We start from the raw sequence: 16,236 nt of genomic DNA, 5'->3' as shown, positions 1-16,236 counted from the left end.
TCTCTCCTCCCGACCGCTGAGCGGGCGGCCCGGGCCGGGGGACACCCGGCCCTTCCAGGGCGCCTCGCCGACAGCCAGGAACGGCCTGTCGGCGGGGCGCCGGACACCGACCGCCGGGCGGGACCGCTCCACGCCTCCACCCCGCCCGGCCGACCCGGGCCCCGCGGTCTTCGCCCTGCCGCGGGGCCCGGGCGTTCACCGTGCCGGCGCGCGATCAGGGCGTCCGGCGGCGCGGGCTCACGGCGTCATCTCGTACGCGCCGGCCAGCGCCTCCACGCGCTCCCAGACGCGCGCGGAGCGGGCCTCGTCGACGACGGGGCGGCGCACCGCGCCGAGCGCCCAGCTCTGCTGCTCCGTGGTGGCGGAGTCCTTGCCGTGCAGTTCGACGGCGGACGCGGAGAAGTCGCGGACGAGGACGGCGAAGAGCTCGTCGAGCACGTCCTCGTCCAGGCCGGTCAGGCGTGCCTGCTCCAGGATGAGCTGGCCGTGCACCACCAGGGCGAAGAGCTGGCCGACGGCGAGGAGGAGGTCGAGGTCGCGGCTCTGCTCCTCGTCGGGTGCTGCCGTGGTGACGAACGCGCAGAGGGCGTCGGCCTGTTCGCGGAAGCGGGCGACGTTGGGCACCCCGGCGTAGGCGTCGTAGGCGGTGCGCCAGTCGTGGAAGCGGATGGAGCCGAGGCCCCGGGCCGGTCCCTGCCGGAAGAGGAAGGTGTCGTCGGCCGCGTCGGGGCGGGGCGGCACGGGCGCGTACTCGGCCGGGTGCAGCAGGTGGTTGCCCATGAACTTCAGGATGAGGGCGAGGTTGACGTGGACCGTGCCCTCCAGCTTGGGCAGGCTGCGGATCTCGGTGGCGGCCTGGGCGAAGTAGGTGTCCTTCTCGAAGCCCTTGGCCGCGATGACGTCCCACATGAGGTCGATGACCTTCTCGCCCTCGGTGGTGACCTTCATCTTCGTCATGGGGTTGAAGAGGAGGTAGCGCCGGTCGTCGGGCCCCGCGGAGCGGAAGTAGTCCACGGCGCGGTCGCTGAACAGCTTCATCCCGACGAGGCGGACGTAGGCGTCGGTCAGCTCGCGCCGCACGTGCGGGAAGGCGGTGACGGGGCGGCCGTAGAGGATGCGCTGATGGGCGTGGGTGACGGCCTCGTACATCGCGTGCTCGCAGATGCCGATGGAGGCGGTGCAGAGGTTGAACTTGCCGACGTTGACGGTGTTCAGGGCGGCGTCGAAGGCGGCACGGCCGGTGTGCAGGACGTCCCGTGCGGCCACCGGGTAGTTCTCCAGGCGGAACTCGCTGACGTACTTGGAGGAGTCCACGACGTTCTTGACGAGGTGGTACGCCTCGTGGCGGCTGTCGGCGGCGAAGAAGACGTAGCCGTCGGGGCCCTCGACGTCGGTGCGGCGGCCGAAGACGGAGACGAGTCCTGCGGCGTTGCCGTTGCCGATGTAGTACTTCGAGCCGGTGGCGCGGAAACCGCCGTCGCCGTCGGGTTCGAGCAGCATGTCGGTGGAGTAGATGTCGGCGCCGTGGGTCTTCTCGGACAGGCCGAAGGCGAACACCTCGCCCTGGTCGAGGAGTTCGGCGGCGCGGGCGCGCGCGGCGGCGTTGTCACTCTGCCAGACGGGTCCGAGGCCGAGGATGGTGACCTGCCAGGCGTACCAGTAGTCGAGCCCGTAGAAGCCGAAGATCTCGTTGAGCGCGGCGATGCGGGCGGTGTCCCAGCGCTTGTCCGTCTGCCCGTCCGCGGCCTGTGCCGCCGGGGTGAGGAAGGTCGCGAACAGGCCCTCCTTCGCGGAGAACGCGAGGAAGTCGGCGAGCCAGGCGCGGGAGCGGTAGTCCTCGATCAGCTTGCGCTTGCCGCGCGCCTCGAACCAGTCGACGGTCGCGCGCAGCAGCCTGCGGGTCTCGGGGTCGAAGTGCGTCGGGTCGTAGGTGTGCGGGTGGAACAGCAGCGGGTCCGCCACGGTGGTGTGCCTTTCCGGCTCGGGAGGTGGGGCTGGGGTGGGAGAAGGCTTGGGGGGCTCGGGTACGCGGGAGCGGCGCGCCGCCGGGGTCCGGCCGGGGGCCTGCCTGCCGGGCGGCTCCGGGGACGCGCGCGCCGGGTCAGCGCGGGGAGCCGAGCCGCCGGAGGGTGGCCAGCACGTCGTCGAGCCAGTCGAGCGTCATCCGCTCGTACGCGATGCCGCCGCGCAGGACGACGTGCTGGAGCTCCTGTCCGGCGTCGAGGGTGCCGGGCGCCTCGGGCCCGGTGAAGTCGCGCCGCTCCCCCGCGAGGTAGCGCGTGAGCCGGTCGGCGTGCGCCCGGCGGTACCGCTCGACCTCGTGGACGAGGGCGGCGGGGTCGTCGAAGGCCGCGGCGCGGATCTTCACGGCGAGTTCGTGCCGGACGGTCTCGGGCTCGATCGGCTCGTGCAGCCACGCGGTGAGCGCGGCCCGGCCGGGCGCGGCGACGGAGTACTCCTTCTTGTCCGGCCGGTCGTCCTGCGCGACCTCGCGGACGTCGATCCAGCCGTCGCCCTCCATGCGCTTGAGGACGCGGTAGATCTGCTGGTGCGTGGCGGCCCAGAAGTAGCCGATGGACCGGTCGAACCGCCGGGCCAGCTCGTAGCCCGAGCCGGGCTTCTCCAGCAGGGAGACGAGGATCGCGTGGTCGAGCGCCATGCCCGCATCCTGGTATGCAACTCGTTGCATAGACAAGCGGAGACGCCCAGGTGAGACACGGCTCACCTGGGCGTCTCCGCTGTGGCGGGGCGCGGCGGCCCCGGTTGTCGACAGCCTCCGTTGTCGGCGGTCCCGGTCGTCGGCGGTCCCGGTCGTCGATGGCCCCGGTCGTCGGTGGCCCCGGCGACCGGGCTGGGCCCGGGGGTCAGGCGGCGGGCAGCCGGTCGCGCACGGTGCCGGCGGCGGAGCGGGCCGCGGACACCGACGCCTGGGCCCGCTTGCCGGCGGAGCGGCGGGCGTCCCGCGCGGCGTGGCGGGTCCGGTAGGCCACGGAGGGCTTGCCGTGCGTGTCGGCCGCGGCGATGAGCAGGCCGCCGAAGAGGGACAGGTTCTTCAGGAACTGCGTGCGCTGCGCGGCGCGCTGCTCCTTGTCCTCCTCCTTCCACCAGGCGTGCCCGGCCAGCGTGGTCGGCACCAGCGTCCCGGCGAGGGCCAGGGCCGAGAGCCGGGGGAAGCGTCCCAGCGACAGCAGCAGCCCGGCCCCCACCTGCACCGCCGCGTTGAGGCGCACCAGCTCCACCGGATCCTCGGGCAGCCCCGGCACGCGTTGGGCCAGGGGCACCACGACGGGTTCGGCCGCCGGTGCCACGTGCTCCGGCGCCTGGAGATGCTTGATGCCGCTCGTGACGAACACGGATGCGAGCAGGGGACGGGCGATCTTCCTGAGAATCGGCATACAGCCCGCGTTCCCCGGTCGGCCCGGAGCCACACCGCCCGTGCTCCGCTTGCCGGAACGCGCCGGTCGCCGCCGGTCGTCGCCGGTCAGCGCCGCGGCGGCAGCCGGTGGAGCGTGACGTCGCGCAGCGCGCCGGCGTCGGCGGTGAGGGTGAGGTAGGTGCAGAAGGGCTGGCGCCTGCGGTCGGTGGGCGAGCCGGGGTTGAGCAGCCGCAGCCCGCCGGGGGCCCGTGTGTCCCAGGGGATGTGGCTGTGGCCGAAGACGAGCACGTCCAGGTCGGGGAAGCGCGCGGCGCACCGCCGTTCGCGCCCGGTGGCCGCCCCGGTCTCGTGCACCGTGCCGAACCGCAGCCCGGCCAGCTCCACCCGGGCGACCTCGGGGAGCCGGCGGCGCAGCCCCGGGCCGTCGTTGTTGCCGTACACCGCGACCAGCCTGCGCGACCGGGCCTCGAACAGGTCGAGCGTGGCCTCGTCGATCCAGTCGCCCGCGTGGAAGACCACGTCCGCCTCGTCCATGGCGGCCAGGAGGGCGTCCGGCAGGCGCTTCGCCCGGGCGGGCACGTGCGTGTCGGAGGTGAGCAGCAGCCGCATGGGGTTCAGCGTAGGCCAGGGCGGACGCCCCGGCCGCCCGCGGTGCGGGCCGCGCCGGGCCGTGGGCGCGGCCGACGGCCTGCCGGGGACGGGCTCGTACGCGTTCCGGCGGCCTGGCGGGGGACAGCATGCCGCGGCCGTGCCGGGTGTTCCGGCACGGCCGCGTGGCGGGGTGGCGTCCTCAGTCGGTCGACAGGGCCTGGACCAGGTCGCCGACCTTGGGGTCGGGCAGGGAGCGGGCGACGTCGGCCAGGGCCACCATGCCGACCAGGTCGTGCCCGTCGATCACGGGCAGCCGCCGGACCTTGTGCGCGGTCATCGTGCGCAGGATCTCCTCCGCGTCGTCGTCGGCGCCGATGGTGACGGCCTCGCCCTGCGCGAGGTCGCCCGCCGGACAGGACGCCGGGTCCTTGCCCGCGCCGAGGACCTTCACCACGACGTCGCGGTCGGTCAGCACGCCCTTGAGCTTGTTGTCGGTGCCGCAGATGGGCAGCGCGCCGACTCCGAGGTCCTTCATCTTCCGGGCGGCGTCGAGCACCGTCTCCTCCGCGCCGATGCACTGCGCCCCGCCGGTCATGATGTCGCGTGCCTTGGTCATCCCAGAGTCCTCTCACTCGGTACGGACGCGAGCCGTCTCGCCGGTGGCGGGCTCGCTGTTCGGTGGACGTGGTCACGTGTTCCCTGTGATCGCACGTGGTAACGAGGCAGGGCCGGTACAACTCGAATGCTTCGGGCGCGGCCCGGCGCCCTCCCTGGCACGCGTCCGCCTCCGGCTCCGCTGCCCCCGGGGCCGGGCCCAGGGGCAACCACGCCCCACCCGGTCGGCGCAGGCCGGCGGCTCTCCGGGATGCCGCGCGCCCGTGCGCCGGTGAGGCTGGGCGATGAGCGCCGTACGCCGTGTCGCGGGCGGGAAAGGCCGGTTCGGTTCGGTGAGGCTTGAGGACGATGGGGCGTAGGGGCGCGGGGCGCGGCACGGAACCCGATGTGGAGGCCCTGCTCGACGAGCTGTACGCGACCCCGCCGCCCGGCTTCGTGGCCCGGCGGGACGAGGTGGCCGCCGCGGCCAGGGCGGCCGGGCGGGCCGAGGACGCCCGGCGCGTCCGTGGCGCCCTGGGCCCCACCCTCGCGGCCTGGGCGGCGAACCTCCTGCTGCGCTCCCGCCCCGAGGAGAGCCGGCAGTTCCTGGACCTGGGGCGGCAACTGCGGGAGGCGTACCGCGCCCTGGACGCCGCCGGGTTGAGGGAGCTCTCCGCCCAGCGGCGGCGGCTGGTCGCCGCGCTGGCCCGGCAGGCGGCGGAGCTGGCGCAGGAGGCCGGTCACCGACTCTCGGGCGCGGCACGGCAGGACGTCGAGGCCACGCTGCACGCCGTGCTCGCCGATCCGGACGCGGCCGAGCGGTGGGCCACCGGGCGCCTGCACACCGCGCTCACGCCGCCGTCGGAGTTCCCCACGGGCCTGGACCAGGCGGGCGGCACTCCCCCTCGGCCGGAGCCCGCGCGGCGCCCGGGGACGCGGCGGCCCGAGCCCGCGAAGGACGAGCTGGCCGAACGGCGCCGGGCCCGCCAGGAGGAACTCGCCCGGGTGCGGCACGCCGCGCGGGAGGCGGACCGGCGGCTGCGCGACCGCCGGGCGGAACACGCCGACGCCGAGGAGGCCGCGGACCGGGCCCGGGCGCGCCACGCCGAGGTCACCGAGGACGTCTCCGCCGCCGAGGAGCGCCTTGAGCACCTGCGCGCCGAACTGCACCGGGCCGAGGCGGAGCGGCGGGAGGCCGAGGAGCGGCAGCGGACCGCCGCGGAGGCCCTCGACCGGGCCGGGGAGGAAGCACGTCGCGCGGCGCGGGAGGCGGACCGGCGCGCCGCCCGGGCGCGGTGACCCGCTGGGTGGGCACCCCGGCGGGCGGCGGCGTCACGGCCGGCCACCGGCCCGCGTGGCCGAACGGTCGACCACCGGGCCACGTGACCGAACGGCGAGCCCCCGGCCCACACTGCCGAACGGCTGACCACCGGCCCGCCGTGCCCAACGGCGGGCCGCGCGGCCACGGTCACCGGCCGCCCGGAACTCCCTGGGGCACGTCGCCGGTGCGGCGCCAGGTGTCGGTGCGCGGGTCGTGCGTGACGAGGCCGCGGCGGGCGAACTCGTGCAGCCAGCCCTCCATGGGCCAGGTGCCCCAGCGGTCCCTGAAGGTCCGCCCGTTGCGCAGGATGTCGTCGAGGTGCTCCACCGGGGGCCTGCTCACCGGGTGGTGCTGGTGGTACGCGGGCGCGCCCCCGACCCACCACAGCTCCACCCCGTGGGCGGCGGCGGTGCGGGCGAAGTCGGTGTCCTCGCCGCCGTATCCGGTGTAGTCCTCGCAGAACCCGCCGACGGCCCGCCAGGTGGCGGCGGTCAGCGCGAACGAGAGGGACCAGAACAGCCGGTGGTCGCCGTCCCGGACCACCTCCGTGTCGCCGGGGACCGGACGGCCCGGGTGCGGGGGCGCGAGGGCGGGCAGGGTGCTCAGCCGGTAGCCGTCCGGCGGCGGAGGCGGCAGATAGGCCACCGTGCCGCACAGCAGCGCGCCGTCGGCGGCGGTCCGGGCGTAGCGGGCGAGCAGGTCCGGGCCGGGGACGCAGTCGACGTCGAGGAAGACCAGGAGGTCCGCTCCGGCGTCCAGGGCGCGTCGCGCGCCCGCGTTGCGCGCGGCGGCCAGGGGCAGACGCCCGTCGGCGCCGGTGGGGACGGACACCGTGTCGGCGGCGGGCCGCCTGCCCGCGAGCACGCTCCGCGCGCCCGGGTCGTCCATGGTCACCACCACGTAGTGGTCGGGCTGCCGGGTCCCTGCGGCCAGACCGTCCCGCTGGAGCCGGAGGTGGCGGTGGCGGCCCGCGACCAGGGTGATCACCGCGACGCGCATACCGTCTCCCGTCCGTGCGGGGCCGCCGCGAGCCGCTCCAGGTGGCGGGCGGCGCGGCGGGCCCCGTCGCCGGGTGCCCACAGGGCCCAGCGGTCGCCGGGGCGGCGTGCCGTCCGGTCGAGGAGCGTCTGCCACTCCTCCGGCGCGGGCCAGTGCGTCCGTACGGTCGCGAGCCCGGCGGCCGCCAACGCCCGGGCGGTGGCGTGCTGTTCGCCGTGGGGGCGGTCCTGCGGGACGACGACGGCGGGGGTGCGGGCGGCGGCGCACTCGGCGATCGCGTTCTGCCCGGCGTGTGTGACGACGGCGTCGGCCCGGCACAGCAGCGGCCACGGGTCGTCGGTCCACCGGCCTTCCGGTCCGCCCAGGAACGTCCAGGTCCAGCCGGTGGTGGACTCCGCGGCCTTGCGGAGCGCGGCGGCGTCGACGTCGGTGCCGCCCGCGCCGAGCAGCACGACGACCTCGCGGCGGCCGTCGGCGGGGCGGGCCGCGGGGGTGCGGGCGCGGTCGTCGTAGCGCGAGAACGCGCCGGTGTGCAGGGTCTTCTCGCGCCAGTGGCCCGGCCAGTCCGGCTCGGGCGCCGCTTCGGGCCAGGGCGCGAGCAGCGCGTCGGCCGTGTCGTAGCCGAGGCGGTGGGCGGGGTCGGAGCGGTCGCCGCGCATCGCGGCGACGGCCACCGGGACCCCCATCAGGCGTGCCAGGAGGGCGACTTCGACGGAGACGTCGCTGACGAACAGCCGCGGCCCGGTCCGCGTGATCCAGGCGGCGATCGCTCCCATGCGGTCGCGCAGGCCGGGGTGGTGGCGGGGCGCCCAGTGCAGCCTGCCGCGCGCGGTCGGGTCGGCGGCGGACGCCGCGGCCGGGGCGTCCACGCCCCCGTACGCCTCCTCGCCCGTGTCCAGCGGCAGCCGGACCCAGTCGCCCGGCCAGCCGGCCGGGCGGGGAAGGGAGGAGAAGCCGGTGACGGGCAGGCGGAGGTGGCGGGCCACGCAGACGGCGCGGTGCAGATGGCCGCGCCCCTGGTGGTGCACGTAGTAGCCGATCACGCGACCACCTCCCGGTACAGGGAGACGTAGCGGTCGGCCATGGCGTCCACGGAGCAGAACCGCTCGGCGCGGCGCCGGGCGGCGCGGCGGTCGAGCCGGGTGACGGGTTCGACGAGGTCGGCCAGGGCGCCGACGTCCTCCGGCGGGGCGAGCGCGCCGCACTCCGGCGTGAGGATCTCGCCCAGGGCGCCGCGGTCGGTGCCGCACACGGGGGTGCCGCAGGACAGCGCCTCGGCGACGGTCAGCCCGTACGGCTCGTCCCAGCAGGGCGTGACCAGGGCCGCCGCGGCGCTGCCCACGAGGCGGGCCAGGTCGCGGCAGCCGAGGTGGCCGACGTAGGTGATGTCCTCGTCGAGGAGCGGGGCCACGCGCTCGGCGAAGTACGCGCGGTCGCCGACCGGTCCGGCCAGGCGCAGCGGGCGGCCGGCCTTGCGGGCCGCCTCGATGGCCAGGTGGGTCCCCTTCTCCGGCACGATGCGGCCGAACCACACCAGGTGCCTGCCGCCGGGGCCCTCGGGCCACCGCTCGGTGTCGACGCCGTTGTGGACGACGCGGGCGGCGGGTACGAGGTGGCTCCAGGCGGTGGCGGTGTGCGCGCTGACGGCGGTGAACGTCACCGGGCAGGTGTCGTGCGCCTGTATGGCCGACTCCAGCCACGGGGTGGGCGGGGTGTGCAGGGTCGTCACGACCGGGGTCGGGACCGCCGGGGCCATGGCGACGGGCAGGTAGTGGAGGCTGTTGTTGTGGACGACGTCGAAGCGGCGCCCGCCGCCGTCCGCGAGGTCCAGCATGAGGCGCAGGTAGGCGTGGTGCTCCTGCATCCAGGTGGCGTCCGGCATGGAGACGTCGGAGCGGGCGGCGGCGCTCAGGGCGGGGCGGCGCACGGGCAGTTCGACGACGTCCAGGTCCGGGTCGGAGCCGGGCGCGGCGAACAGCTCGACGTGGTGGCCGCGCTCCTTGAGCGCGCGGGCGAGGGTCCAGGTGTGGGCTTCCAGTCCCCCGGCGAACGGCTCCCGTACCGGGAAGCGGGCGGATGCGACGAGGGCGATGCGCAGCGGCCCCGTCATGCCATGAGCTCGCGGTACAGCGTCTGGTGGGCCGTGGCGACCCGGGCGCGCTCGGCGGCGCGGTCCGCCGGATCGGCGCGCCGGTGCGGCCGGGTGCGGTGGGCCTCGCGGACGGCGTCGCTCAGGGACTCCTCGTCCAGGCCGTCCCGCTGGGTGTGGCCGTAGGTCAGGCAGGGGCGCTGCTCGGCGTAGAAGCCGCAGGACGGGGCGGCGACGGCGGTGCCGAGGTCGTGGCAGGCCTCCAGCCACCCGGAGTGGGTGCCGAAGGTGTAGGGGAGCACGGACAGGTCGAGCCCGGACAGGTAGTCCCACAGCTCGTCGTCGTCGAAGTAGTCGTGCTCGCGCAGGCGCAGCAGCCCGCTGTCGGCGAAGGACCGCAGTTCCGCGAGGACGTCCGGGGCGTAGGCGTGCGCGTCGGGGTCGCCCACCTCGTGGTGGATGTTGACGTGCAGCTCGGCGTCGGGGAGGTCGGCCACGGTCTTGGCGAGGACGCGCACGACCGGCAGGAGCGACATGTTCGGGCGCAGACTCTTGGCGTGCACGCCCACGCGGAAGCCCGGGTGCGGCGGGCGTGGGCGCAGCAGGCGGGGCCGCTCCACGACGTGGGGGTGCGGCAGGACCGTGGCCGTGCGGTTCCAGCGGCGCCCGATCTCCCTGGCGGCGCCGGGGGTCAGCGTGAGGAGGCGGTCCGCCGCAGGGACGAGGACGTCGAGGGCCGCGTCGTGGGGGCGGGGGTCGGCCTGGTGGGGGTTCCGCAGGTCGTGGACGGTGTACACGAGCGGCTTGCCGTGCCGCCGCAGGCCGGCGACGAGCGCCTCAAGGTCCCGCGGGCCCTGGGCGTCGAACCCGAAGTGCAGGTGGAACACGTCGAAGTCCTCGTGGTGCGCGTCCACCCAACCGGGGTCGAGCATGACCGGTGGCCACCACCGCTGGGACGTGCTCGGCGCCCCGTTGGGCCGCGGGTCGGTGAGCCGGACGACGTCGGGCGCGACCCGCTCGTCGGCGCAGTGCCGGACGTAGACGTGGCCGGCGGGCACCGAGGCCACGCGTATGGGCCCGGCGGTGGTCGTGCCGCCGCTCCGCGGGGTGGGCGCGGTCCTCTGGTCTTCCATGGCCGTGGTGCTCCTGCCTCTGGTACACGTGCTACAGGTGCCGCTCTGGCCTGACGGCGCCTCCTCCACCCCTCCCGTATCACCACGAATGTCTGTTCCTAACCTGACCGCGTCCGGGTGTCCGCCTTCGGGACATCAGTCCCGCCCTGCCCGTTGTGCCGCTTTTGCATACCCTGAGGGAAAGATCACGTGTGGGGCCGCCCCTGGCCCGCTCCCCCGCCCCCGGCGCCACCGCCGCCGGTTAACCGGAGGGGCCGGGGGAACCCGCACGTCCATGAACGTCGAGACCAGGGAGACCGCCATGGCTGCCGCACCCCGTACCCGGACGGCCCCGGACACCGCCGTGGAACCGGCATGACGACGACACCCGGCCCGCTGCCGGGCCGCCCCGAGTCGTACTGGATGGACACCACCGAGGCGACGTCGTACCCGCCGCTGACCGAGGACGTCGAGGTGGACGTCGCCGTGGTCGGCGGCGGCATCGCCGGGCTCAGCACGGCGTGGGAACTGGCCCGCGCCGGGCGCAGCGTGGCCGTCCTGGAGGCCGACCGCGTCGCCGCGGGCGTGACGGGCTACACCACCGCCAAGGTGTCGTCGCTGCACATGCTCGTGTACGACAGGCTGCGCCGCACCCGCGGGCCGGAAGCCGCCCGCCTGTACGCCCGGTCCCAGCAGGGGGCCGTCGAGCGCGTGGCGGCCGTCAGCGCCGAACTCGGCATCGACTGCGACCTGGAGCGGGTGCCCGCCTACACCTTCACCACCCGCGCCGAGGGCACCGACGAGCTGCGCGCCGAGGCCGAGGCCGCCCGCGAGGCCGGACTCCCCGCCGCGTACACCGAGACGACCGACCTGCCCTTCGCCGTGGCGGGCGCGGTCCGCGTGGAGGACCAGGCGCAGTTCCACCCGCGCGCCTATCTGCTGGCCCTCGTCGAGGACCTCGTGGCCCGGGGCGGCCTCGTGCACGAGCGCACGCGGGTGACCGGCCTGAAGGAGGGCACCCCCTGCCGGGTGACCACCGAGTCCGGGCGCACGGTCACCGCCGGGGACGTCGTCGTGGCCACGCACTACCCCGTCTTCGACCGCGCCCTGCTGTTCGCGCGCCTGTCGCCGAACCGGGAGCTGGTCGTCGCCGCCCCGCTCGCCCCGGGCCAGGACCCGCGCGGGATGTACATCACGCAGGACGAGGGCAAGCGCTCGGTGCGCACCGCCCCGTACGGCGACGGCGAGCGGCTCCTGATCGTCACCGGCGAGAGCTTCACGCCGGGCACGGGCGACCCCGCCGCCGGGTTCCGGTCCCTCGACGCGTGGATGCGCGAGCGGTTCGACGTCGGCGGGACGGCCTACCGCTGGGCGGCGCAGGACAACAGCGTGACCGACGACGTGCCCTTCGTCGGCCCCTTCCACCCGGGCGCCCGCCACACGTACGTGGCCACGGGGTTCGGCGGCTGGGGCATGAGCGGCGGCGTGATGTCCGGGACGCTGCTCGCCGGGCTGGTCCAGGGCGAGAAGCCCGAGTGGGCCGAGCTGTACGACCCGCGCCGGCTGCTGAAGACCGTGAAGGAGGTGCCGTCGCTGCTCGGCGTGCAGGCCGAGGTCGCCAAGCACTTCGTCGGGGACCGGCTGCGCCCCTCGCACGTCGACTCCGTGGACGAGATCGCCCCGGGGTCGGGGGCGGTGGTGCGCGTCGAGGGCCGTCGCTGCGCGGTCCACCGCGACAAGTCCGGCGCGCTGCACGCGGTCTCCGCGCGCTGTACGCACCTGGGCTGCCTGGTCGCCTTCAACGACGCGGAGGAGACGTGGGAGTGCCCCTGCCACGGCTCCCGGTTCGCCCCCGACGGCTCGGTGCTCCAGGGTCCGGCGACGCGTCCCCTGGAGCCCCGGCACCTGCCCGGGGAGTGAGCCCGCCCCGGGGCGGGCCGCCGCGGCGGCTCACCCCGGGCGCAGCCACACCGTCGCCAGCGGCGGCAGGGTCAGGCGCAGGCTCACCGGGCGGCCGTGCGCGCCCTCGGGTTCCGGTGCGAGGCGGCCCGGGTTGCGCACGTTGCTGCCGCCGTAGCGGGCCGCGTCGGTGTTGAGCGCCTCCACCCAGGCGGGCACGGTCTCCGGCACGCCGATCCGGTAGCCGTGGCGCACCACCGGGGAGAAGTTGCAGACGGCGAGCAGGGGGGTGCCGTCGGCGGCGAAGCGCAGGAACGCCACCATGTTGTCCCCGGCCGCGTCCGGCGTGATCCAGGAGAAGCCCGCCGGTACGGTGTCCTGCTCCCACAGGGCGGGCGTGTCGCGGTACCGGTGGTTGAGGTCCTGCACCAGCCGCAGCACGCCCTCGTGGTCCCCCCGGGCCGGGTAGGACGGGTCGAGGAGCCCCCAGTGCAGGCCCTCCTCCGGCGACCACTCCGCGCCCTGGGCGAACTCCTGGCCCATGAACAGGAGTTGCTTGCCGGGGTGGGCCCACATGAAGCCGAGGTAGGCGCGGTGGTTGGCACGCCGCTGCCACCAGTCGCCGGGCGTCTTGGAGACCAGCGACTGCTTGCCGTGGACCACTTCGTCGTGCGACAGGGGCAGCACGTAGTTCTCGCTGTACGCGTACACCATGGCGAAGGTCAGTTCGTTGTGGTGGTACGCGCGGTGCACCGGGTCCCGCGCGATGTACTCCAGGGTGTCGTGGGACCAGCCCATGTTCCACTTCAGGCCGAAGCCGAGGCCGCCGAAGCCGCCGTGGCCGACGTGGTGGGTGGGCCGGGTGACGCCGTCCCAGGCGGTCGACTCCTCGGCGATGGTGACCACGCCGGGGCAGCGCCGGTAGACGGTGGCGTTCATCTCCTGGAGGAACGCCACGGCGTCCAGGTTCTCCCGGCCGCCGGAGGCGTTGGGCGCCCACCGGCCCTCGTCGCGCGAGTAGTCGAGGTACAGCATGGAGGCGACCGCGTCCACGCGCAGCCCGTCGACGTGGAACTCCTCGCACCAGTACAGGGCGTTGGCGACGAGGAAGTTGCGCACCTCGCGGCGTCCGTAGTCGAAGGTGAGGGTGCCCCAGTCGGGGTGCTCGGCCCGCCGGGGGTCCTGCGGCTCGTACAGGTGCTCCGCGTCGAAGGCGGCGAGCGCCCAGTCGTCCTTGGGGAAGTGCGCCGGGACCCAGTCCAGGAGCACGCCGATGCCCGCCTGGTGCAGCGTGTCGACGAGGTGGCGGAAGTCGTCGGGGGTGCCGAGCCGCGCGGTCGGCGCGTAGAAGCCGGTGACCTGGTAGCCCCAGGAGCCGCCGAAGGGGTGCTCGGCCACCGGCAGGAACTCCACGTGGGTGAAGCCCGCGCCGCGGACGTAGTCGGTGAGCTGCTCGGCGAGTTCGCGGTAGGTCAGGCCGGGCCGCCAGGAGGCGAGGTGGACCTCGTACACCGAGAAGGGCGCCCGCGTCACGGGGCGGTCCCCGCGGTGGGCCATCCACTCGGTGTCGCCCCACGCGTAGGACGAGGACGCGGCGACGACGGAGGCGGTCGCGGGCGGCACCTCCGTGGCGCGTGCCATCGGGTCCGCGCGCAGGGTGCGGGTGCCGTCGCGGCGGGCGATGTCGAACTTGTAGAGCGTGCCCTCGCCGACGCCGGGCACGAACAGCTCCCAGACACCGCTGGAGCCCAGCGACCGCATGGGGTGGGCGGTGCCGTCCCAGTAGGTGTGGTCGCAGGCGACCCGCACCCCGAGCGCGTTGGGCGCCCACACCGTGAACCGGGTCCCGGCGACGCCCTGGTGGGTCATCGGGTGCGCGCCCAGCGCCTCCCAGAGCCGCTCGTGCCGGCCCTCGCCGATGAGGTGCAGGTCGAACTCGCCGAGGGCGGGCAGGAAGCGGTAGGGGTCCTCGACGGTGAGGTCCTGTCCGTCGTACGTGACGCGCAGCTCGTAGGCGGGGACGGCGGCGAGCGGCAGCACGCCGGAGAACAGGCCGTCGCCCGTGTCCCGCAGCCGCACGGCGCGCCCCTCGGTGAGGACCGTCACCGCCTGGGCGTGCGGGCGCAGGGCGGTGAAGGCGACCCCGCCGGGCACCGGGTGGGCGCCGAGCACGGCGTGCGGGTCGTGGTGGGTGCCCGCCAGCAGGCGCCCGCGGTCCCGCTCGTCGAGGGGGGCCGCGGGCACGGCCCCCTCGCGGGCGGTGGGCCGGTGGCGGGTGGCGGTCCGGGCGGTGGCGGGCGGGGCCCGCAGGGTGGTGACGGGCGCGGCGTCGGGTGCTTCGGTGGCGTCCACGGGTGCGGCTCTCCTTCGCGGGTCGGGATGGCGGTGGCGGGCCTAGCGGCCCTCCGCCCCTTCGGCGAGGCGGGCGATGGCCGCCATCGGGACCGGCAGCCACTCGGGGCGGTGCCGGGCTTCGTAGAGCGCTTCGTACACCGCGCGGTCGGTCTCGTAGGCGCGCAGGAGTTCGGCCTCGTCGCGCGGGTCCCACCCGGAGGCCGCGGCGTACCCCGCGCAGTAGGCGTCGCGCCACGGCCGCACCCACTGGGGCCGCCCCGGGCGGCGGGTGTGCACGGCGTAGTCGAAGGACCGGAGCATGCCCGCGACGTCGCGCACGGGGCTCTGGGTGCAGCGCCGCTCGGCGAGCAGCCGGGCCGGTTCGCCCTCGAAGTCGATGAGGAACCAGCGGTCCCCGGCCTGGAGCACCTGGCCGAGGTGCAGGTCGCCGTGGACCCGCTGGGGCGGCCGCCGCAGTCCGCGTTCGGCGACCGTGCCGTACGCGGCCATCAGCCGGGACACGTACGGGCCGAGCGCGGTGACCTGGCGTGCGGTGGCGCACAGGCGTTCGGTCATGGCGGCGGCGAGCCGGCCGCCCTCGTCCGGGTCCGGGGGGCCGGGCTCGAAGGCCTGGGCCAGGGCCAGGTGCACCTCCGCGGTGGCCCGGCCCAGTTCGTACGACTCGTCGGTGAAGTCCTCACCGGAGTCGAGGGCGCGCAGGGCGAGCGTCCAGCCGTCCGTCGCGCCGCCCAGGAACGGCTGGAGCACCCCGAGCGTGGCGCCGCGCGGCTCCGTGGTCCAGAACCAGGCGACGGGGGCGGGCACGCGGCGGCAGCCCTCCCGGGCCAGGGCCTGGGTCACCTCCAGGTCGGGGTTGACCCCGAACTGGATGCGGCGGAACAGCTTGAGGATGAAGGACTCCCCGTACACCAGCGAGGTGTTGGACTGCTCCCCCTCGAGGAGCCGCGGCGCGAGTCCGGACGGCACCCTGGTGCGCGTGTCCCGGGCGAAGCGCAGCGGGCCCGCCGAGCCCGGGACCCGTAGCCGCTCCAGGAGCAGCCCCGCCGAACGGGGGTCCAGCAGCGCGTCGTACACCACGAGTCCCGCCAGCGGTCCCGCGCCGGGGCGGCCGATGACGGCGTGGTGCAGCCGCGCCGGCACCTGGTCGCCGACACCGAGGACGAGCTGGTAGCAGTCCTCGCGCGGGCCGGTGCGCCCGGTGCACACCAGCACGTGCAGGCACCCCGGGTGCAGCTCGGTCATCGACACCACGGCCAGGTCGGTGAGGGGCTGGTCCTTGCCCGCGAACCACCGCTGCCGCGGCAGCCACTCCCGGAGGAGTCCGGCCAGCGAGGTCAGCAGCGACGGAGGGCTGAGGCCGTCGGGTGACGGGAGGGTGGTGTTCAGCATGCGACACGTCCCTTCAAAGTCGCACGGGGGGCGCGGCCGGACGTCGTGGGGGCTCGGTCAGGCGGAACCAGTAGAAACCGTGACCCGCCAGGGTCAGCAGATAGGGCAGGTCGCCGATGGCGGGGAAGGAGACCCCGCCGAGCAGCTCCACCGGGTGGCGACCCCGGTGGGCACCGAGGTTCAGCTCCGTCGGCTGCGCGAAGCGGGAGAAGTTGTTGACGCACAGGACCAGGTCGTTCCCGTGCTCCCGCAGGAAGGCGAGCACCGCCGGGTTGGACGAGGGCAGTTCGGTGTAGGAGCCGAGGCCGAAGGCGGGGTTCTGCTTGCGGATCTCGATCATGCGCCGGGTCCAGTGCAGCAGGGAGGACGGCGAGGACATGGCGGCCTCGACGTTGGTGACCTGGTAACCGTAGACCGGGTCCATGATCGCGGCCAGGTAGAGGCGGCCGGGGTCGCAGGAGGAGAAGCCGGCGTTGCGGTCGGGGGTCCACTGCATGGGGGTGCGCACGGC

Annotated in this window: 14 protein-coding genes; 2 read left to right on the top strand and 12 right to left on the bottom strand. The window is 75.3% G+C overall.

Annotated features, from left to right (window positions below; translation table 11 throughout):
- Positions 1–237 precede the first annotated feature (237 nt).
- The 5 genes from IE330_RS14665 to IE330_RS14645 form a co-directional block, all read right to left on the bottom strand.
- Positions 238–1,962, bottom strand: a complete 1,725-nt coding sequence (locus IE330_RS14665; protein ID WP_190136429.1) for an acyl-CoA dehydrogenase family protein — start codon at positions 1,960–1,962, stop codon at positions 238–240.
- A 139-nt stretch (positions 1,963–2,101) separates the two neighbouring features.
- The gene (locus IE330_RS14660) at positions 2,102–2,659 is read right to left on the bottom strand and encodes a PadR family transcriptional regulator (RefSeq protein WP_190136428.1); all 558 of its coding nucleotides are present in this window, start codon (positions 2,657–2,659) and stop codon (positions 2,102–2,104) included.
- A 205-nt stretch (positions 2,660–2,864) separates the two neighbouring features.
- Positions 2,865–3,395, bottom strand: a complete 531-nt coding sequence (locus tag IE330_RS14655; protein ID WP_190136427.1) for a DoxX family protein — start codon at positions 3,393–3,395, stop codon at positions 2,865–2,867.
- Between the two features lie 86 nt (positions 3,396–3,481).
- Positions 3,482–3,985, bottom strand: coding sequence for a metallophosphoesterase family protein (locus IE330_RS14650; RefSeq protein ID WP_190136426.1), 504 nt, complete (start codon positions 3,983–3,985; stop codon positions 3,482–3,484).
- Between the two features lie 181 nt (positions 3,986–4,166).
- Positions 4,167–4,583, bottom strand: coding sequence for a CBS domain-containing protein (locus tag IE330_RS14645; protein ID WP_190136425.1), 417 nt, complete (start codon positions 4,581–4,583; stop codon positions 4,167–4,169).
- Positions 4,584–4,930: 347 nt separating this feature from the next.
- On the opposite strand from IE330_RS14645, the gene IE330_RS14640 reads away from it, so the two are divergent.
- Positions 4,931–5,860 carry a hypothetical protein gene (locus tag IE330_RS14640; RefSeq protein WP_190136424.1) on the top strand — a complete coding sequence of 310 codons (930 nt, stop codon included), beginning with the start codon at positions 4,931–4,933 and terminating at the stop codon, positions 5,858–5,860.
- A 169-nt stretch (positions 5,861–6,029) separates the two neighbouring features.
- Here IE330_RS14640 and IE330_RS14635 read toward each other — a convergent pair whose 3' ends face one another.
- The 4 genes from IE330_RS14635 to IE330_RS14620 are packed head-to-tail and all read right to left on the bottom strand — an operon-like array spanning position 6,030 to position 10,103.
- Complete coding sequence (locus IE330_RS14635) at positions 6,030–6,881, bottom strand: glycosyltransferase family 2 protein (protein ID WP_190136423.1); 852 nt, start codon at positions 6,879–6,881, stop codon at positions 6,030–6,032.
- On the bottom strand, positions 6,866–7,924 hold the full coding sequence (locus IE330_RS14630) for a glycosyltransferase (protein ID WP_190136422.1): 1,059 nt from the start codon (positions 7,922–7,924) through the stop codon (positions 6,866–6,868). Before IE330_RS14630 ends, IE330_RS14635 begins: the two co-directional genes overlap by 16 nt.
- Entirely contained in the window at positions 7,921–8,991 is a 1,071-nt protein-coding gene (locus IE330_RS14625; protein ID WP_190136421.1) for a glycosyltransferase family 4 protein, read from the bottom strand. The genes IE330_RS14630 and IE330_RS14625 overlap by 4 nt, the downstream gene beginning before the upstream one ends.
- Positions 8,988–10,103, bottom strand: coding sequence for a glycosyltransferase family protein (locus IE330_RS14620; protein ID WP_190136420.1), 1,116 nt, complete (start codon positions 10,101–10,103; stop codon positions 8,988–8,990). Before IE330_RS14620 ends, IE330_RS14625 begins: the two co-directional genes overlap by 4 nt.
- Positions 10,104–10,457: 354 nt before the next feature.
- Between IE330_RS14620 and IE330_RS14615 the strand changes: the two genes are divergently transcribed.
- Entirely contained in the window at positions 10,458–12,002 is a 1,545-nt protein-coding gene (locus IE330_RS14615) for an FAD-dependent oxidoreductase (protein WP_190136419.1), read from the top strand.
- A gap of 30 nt (positions 12,003–12,032) precedes the next feature.
- Here IE330_RS14615 and glgB read toward each other — a convergent pair whose 3' ends face one another.
- The 3 genes from glgB to IE330_RS14600 form a co-directional block, all read right to left on the bottom strand.
- Entirely contained in the window at positions 12,033–14,225 is a 2,193-nt protein-coding gene (gene glgB / locus IE330_RS14610; protein WP_229925648.1) for a 1,4-alpha-glucan branching enzyme, read from the bottom strand.
- Positions 14,226–14,375: 150 nt separating this feature from the next.
- Positions 14,376–15,725 carry a maltokinase N-terminal cap-like domain-containing protein gene (locus IE330_RS14605; protein WP_190136417.1) on the bottom strand — a complete coding sequence of 450 codons (1,350 nt, stop codon included), beginning with the start codon at positions 15,723–15,725 and terminating at the stop codon, positions 14,376–14,378.
- Between the two features lie 13 nt (positions 15,726–15,738).
- On the bottom strand, positions 15,739–16,236 hold a 498-nt coding region (locus tag IE330_RS14600; RefSeq protein ID WP_190136416.1), incomplete at its 5' end, for an alpha-glucosidase C-terminal domain-containing protein.

This window comes from Streptomyces longispororuber (genome assembly GCF_014656095.1).
Taxonomy (GTDB): Bacteria; Actinomycetota; Actinomycetes; order Streptomycetales; family Streptomycetaceae; genus Streptomyces; species Streptomyces longispororuber.
This window is presented reverse-complemented; position numbering and strand designations above follow the sequence as displayed.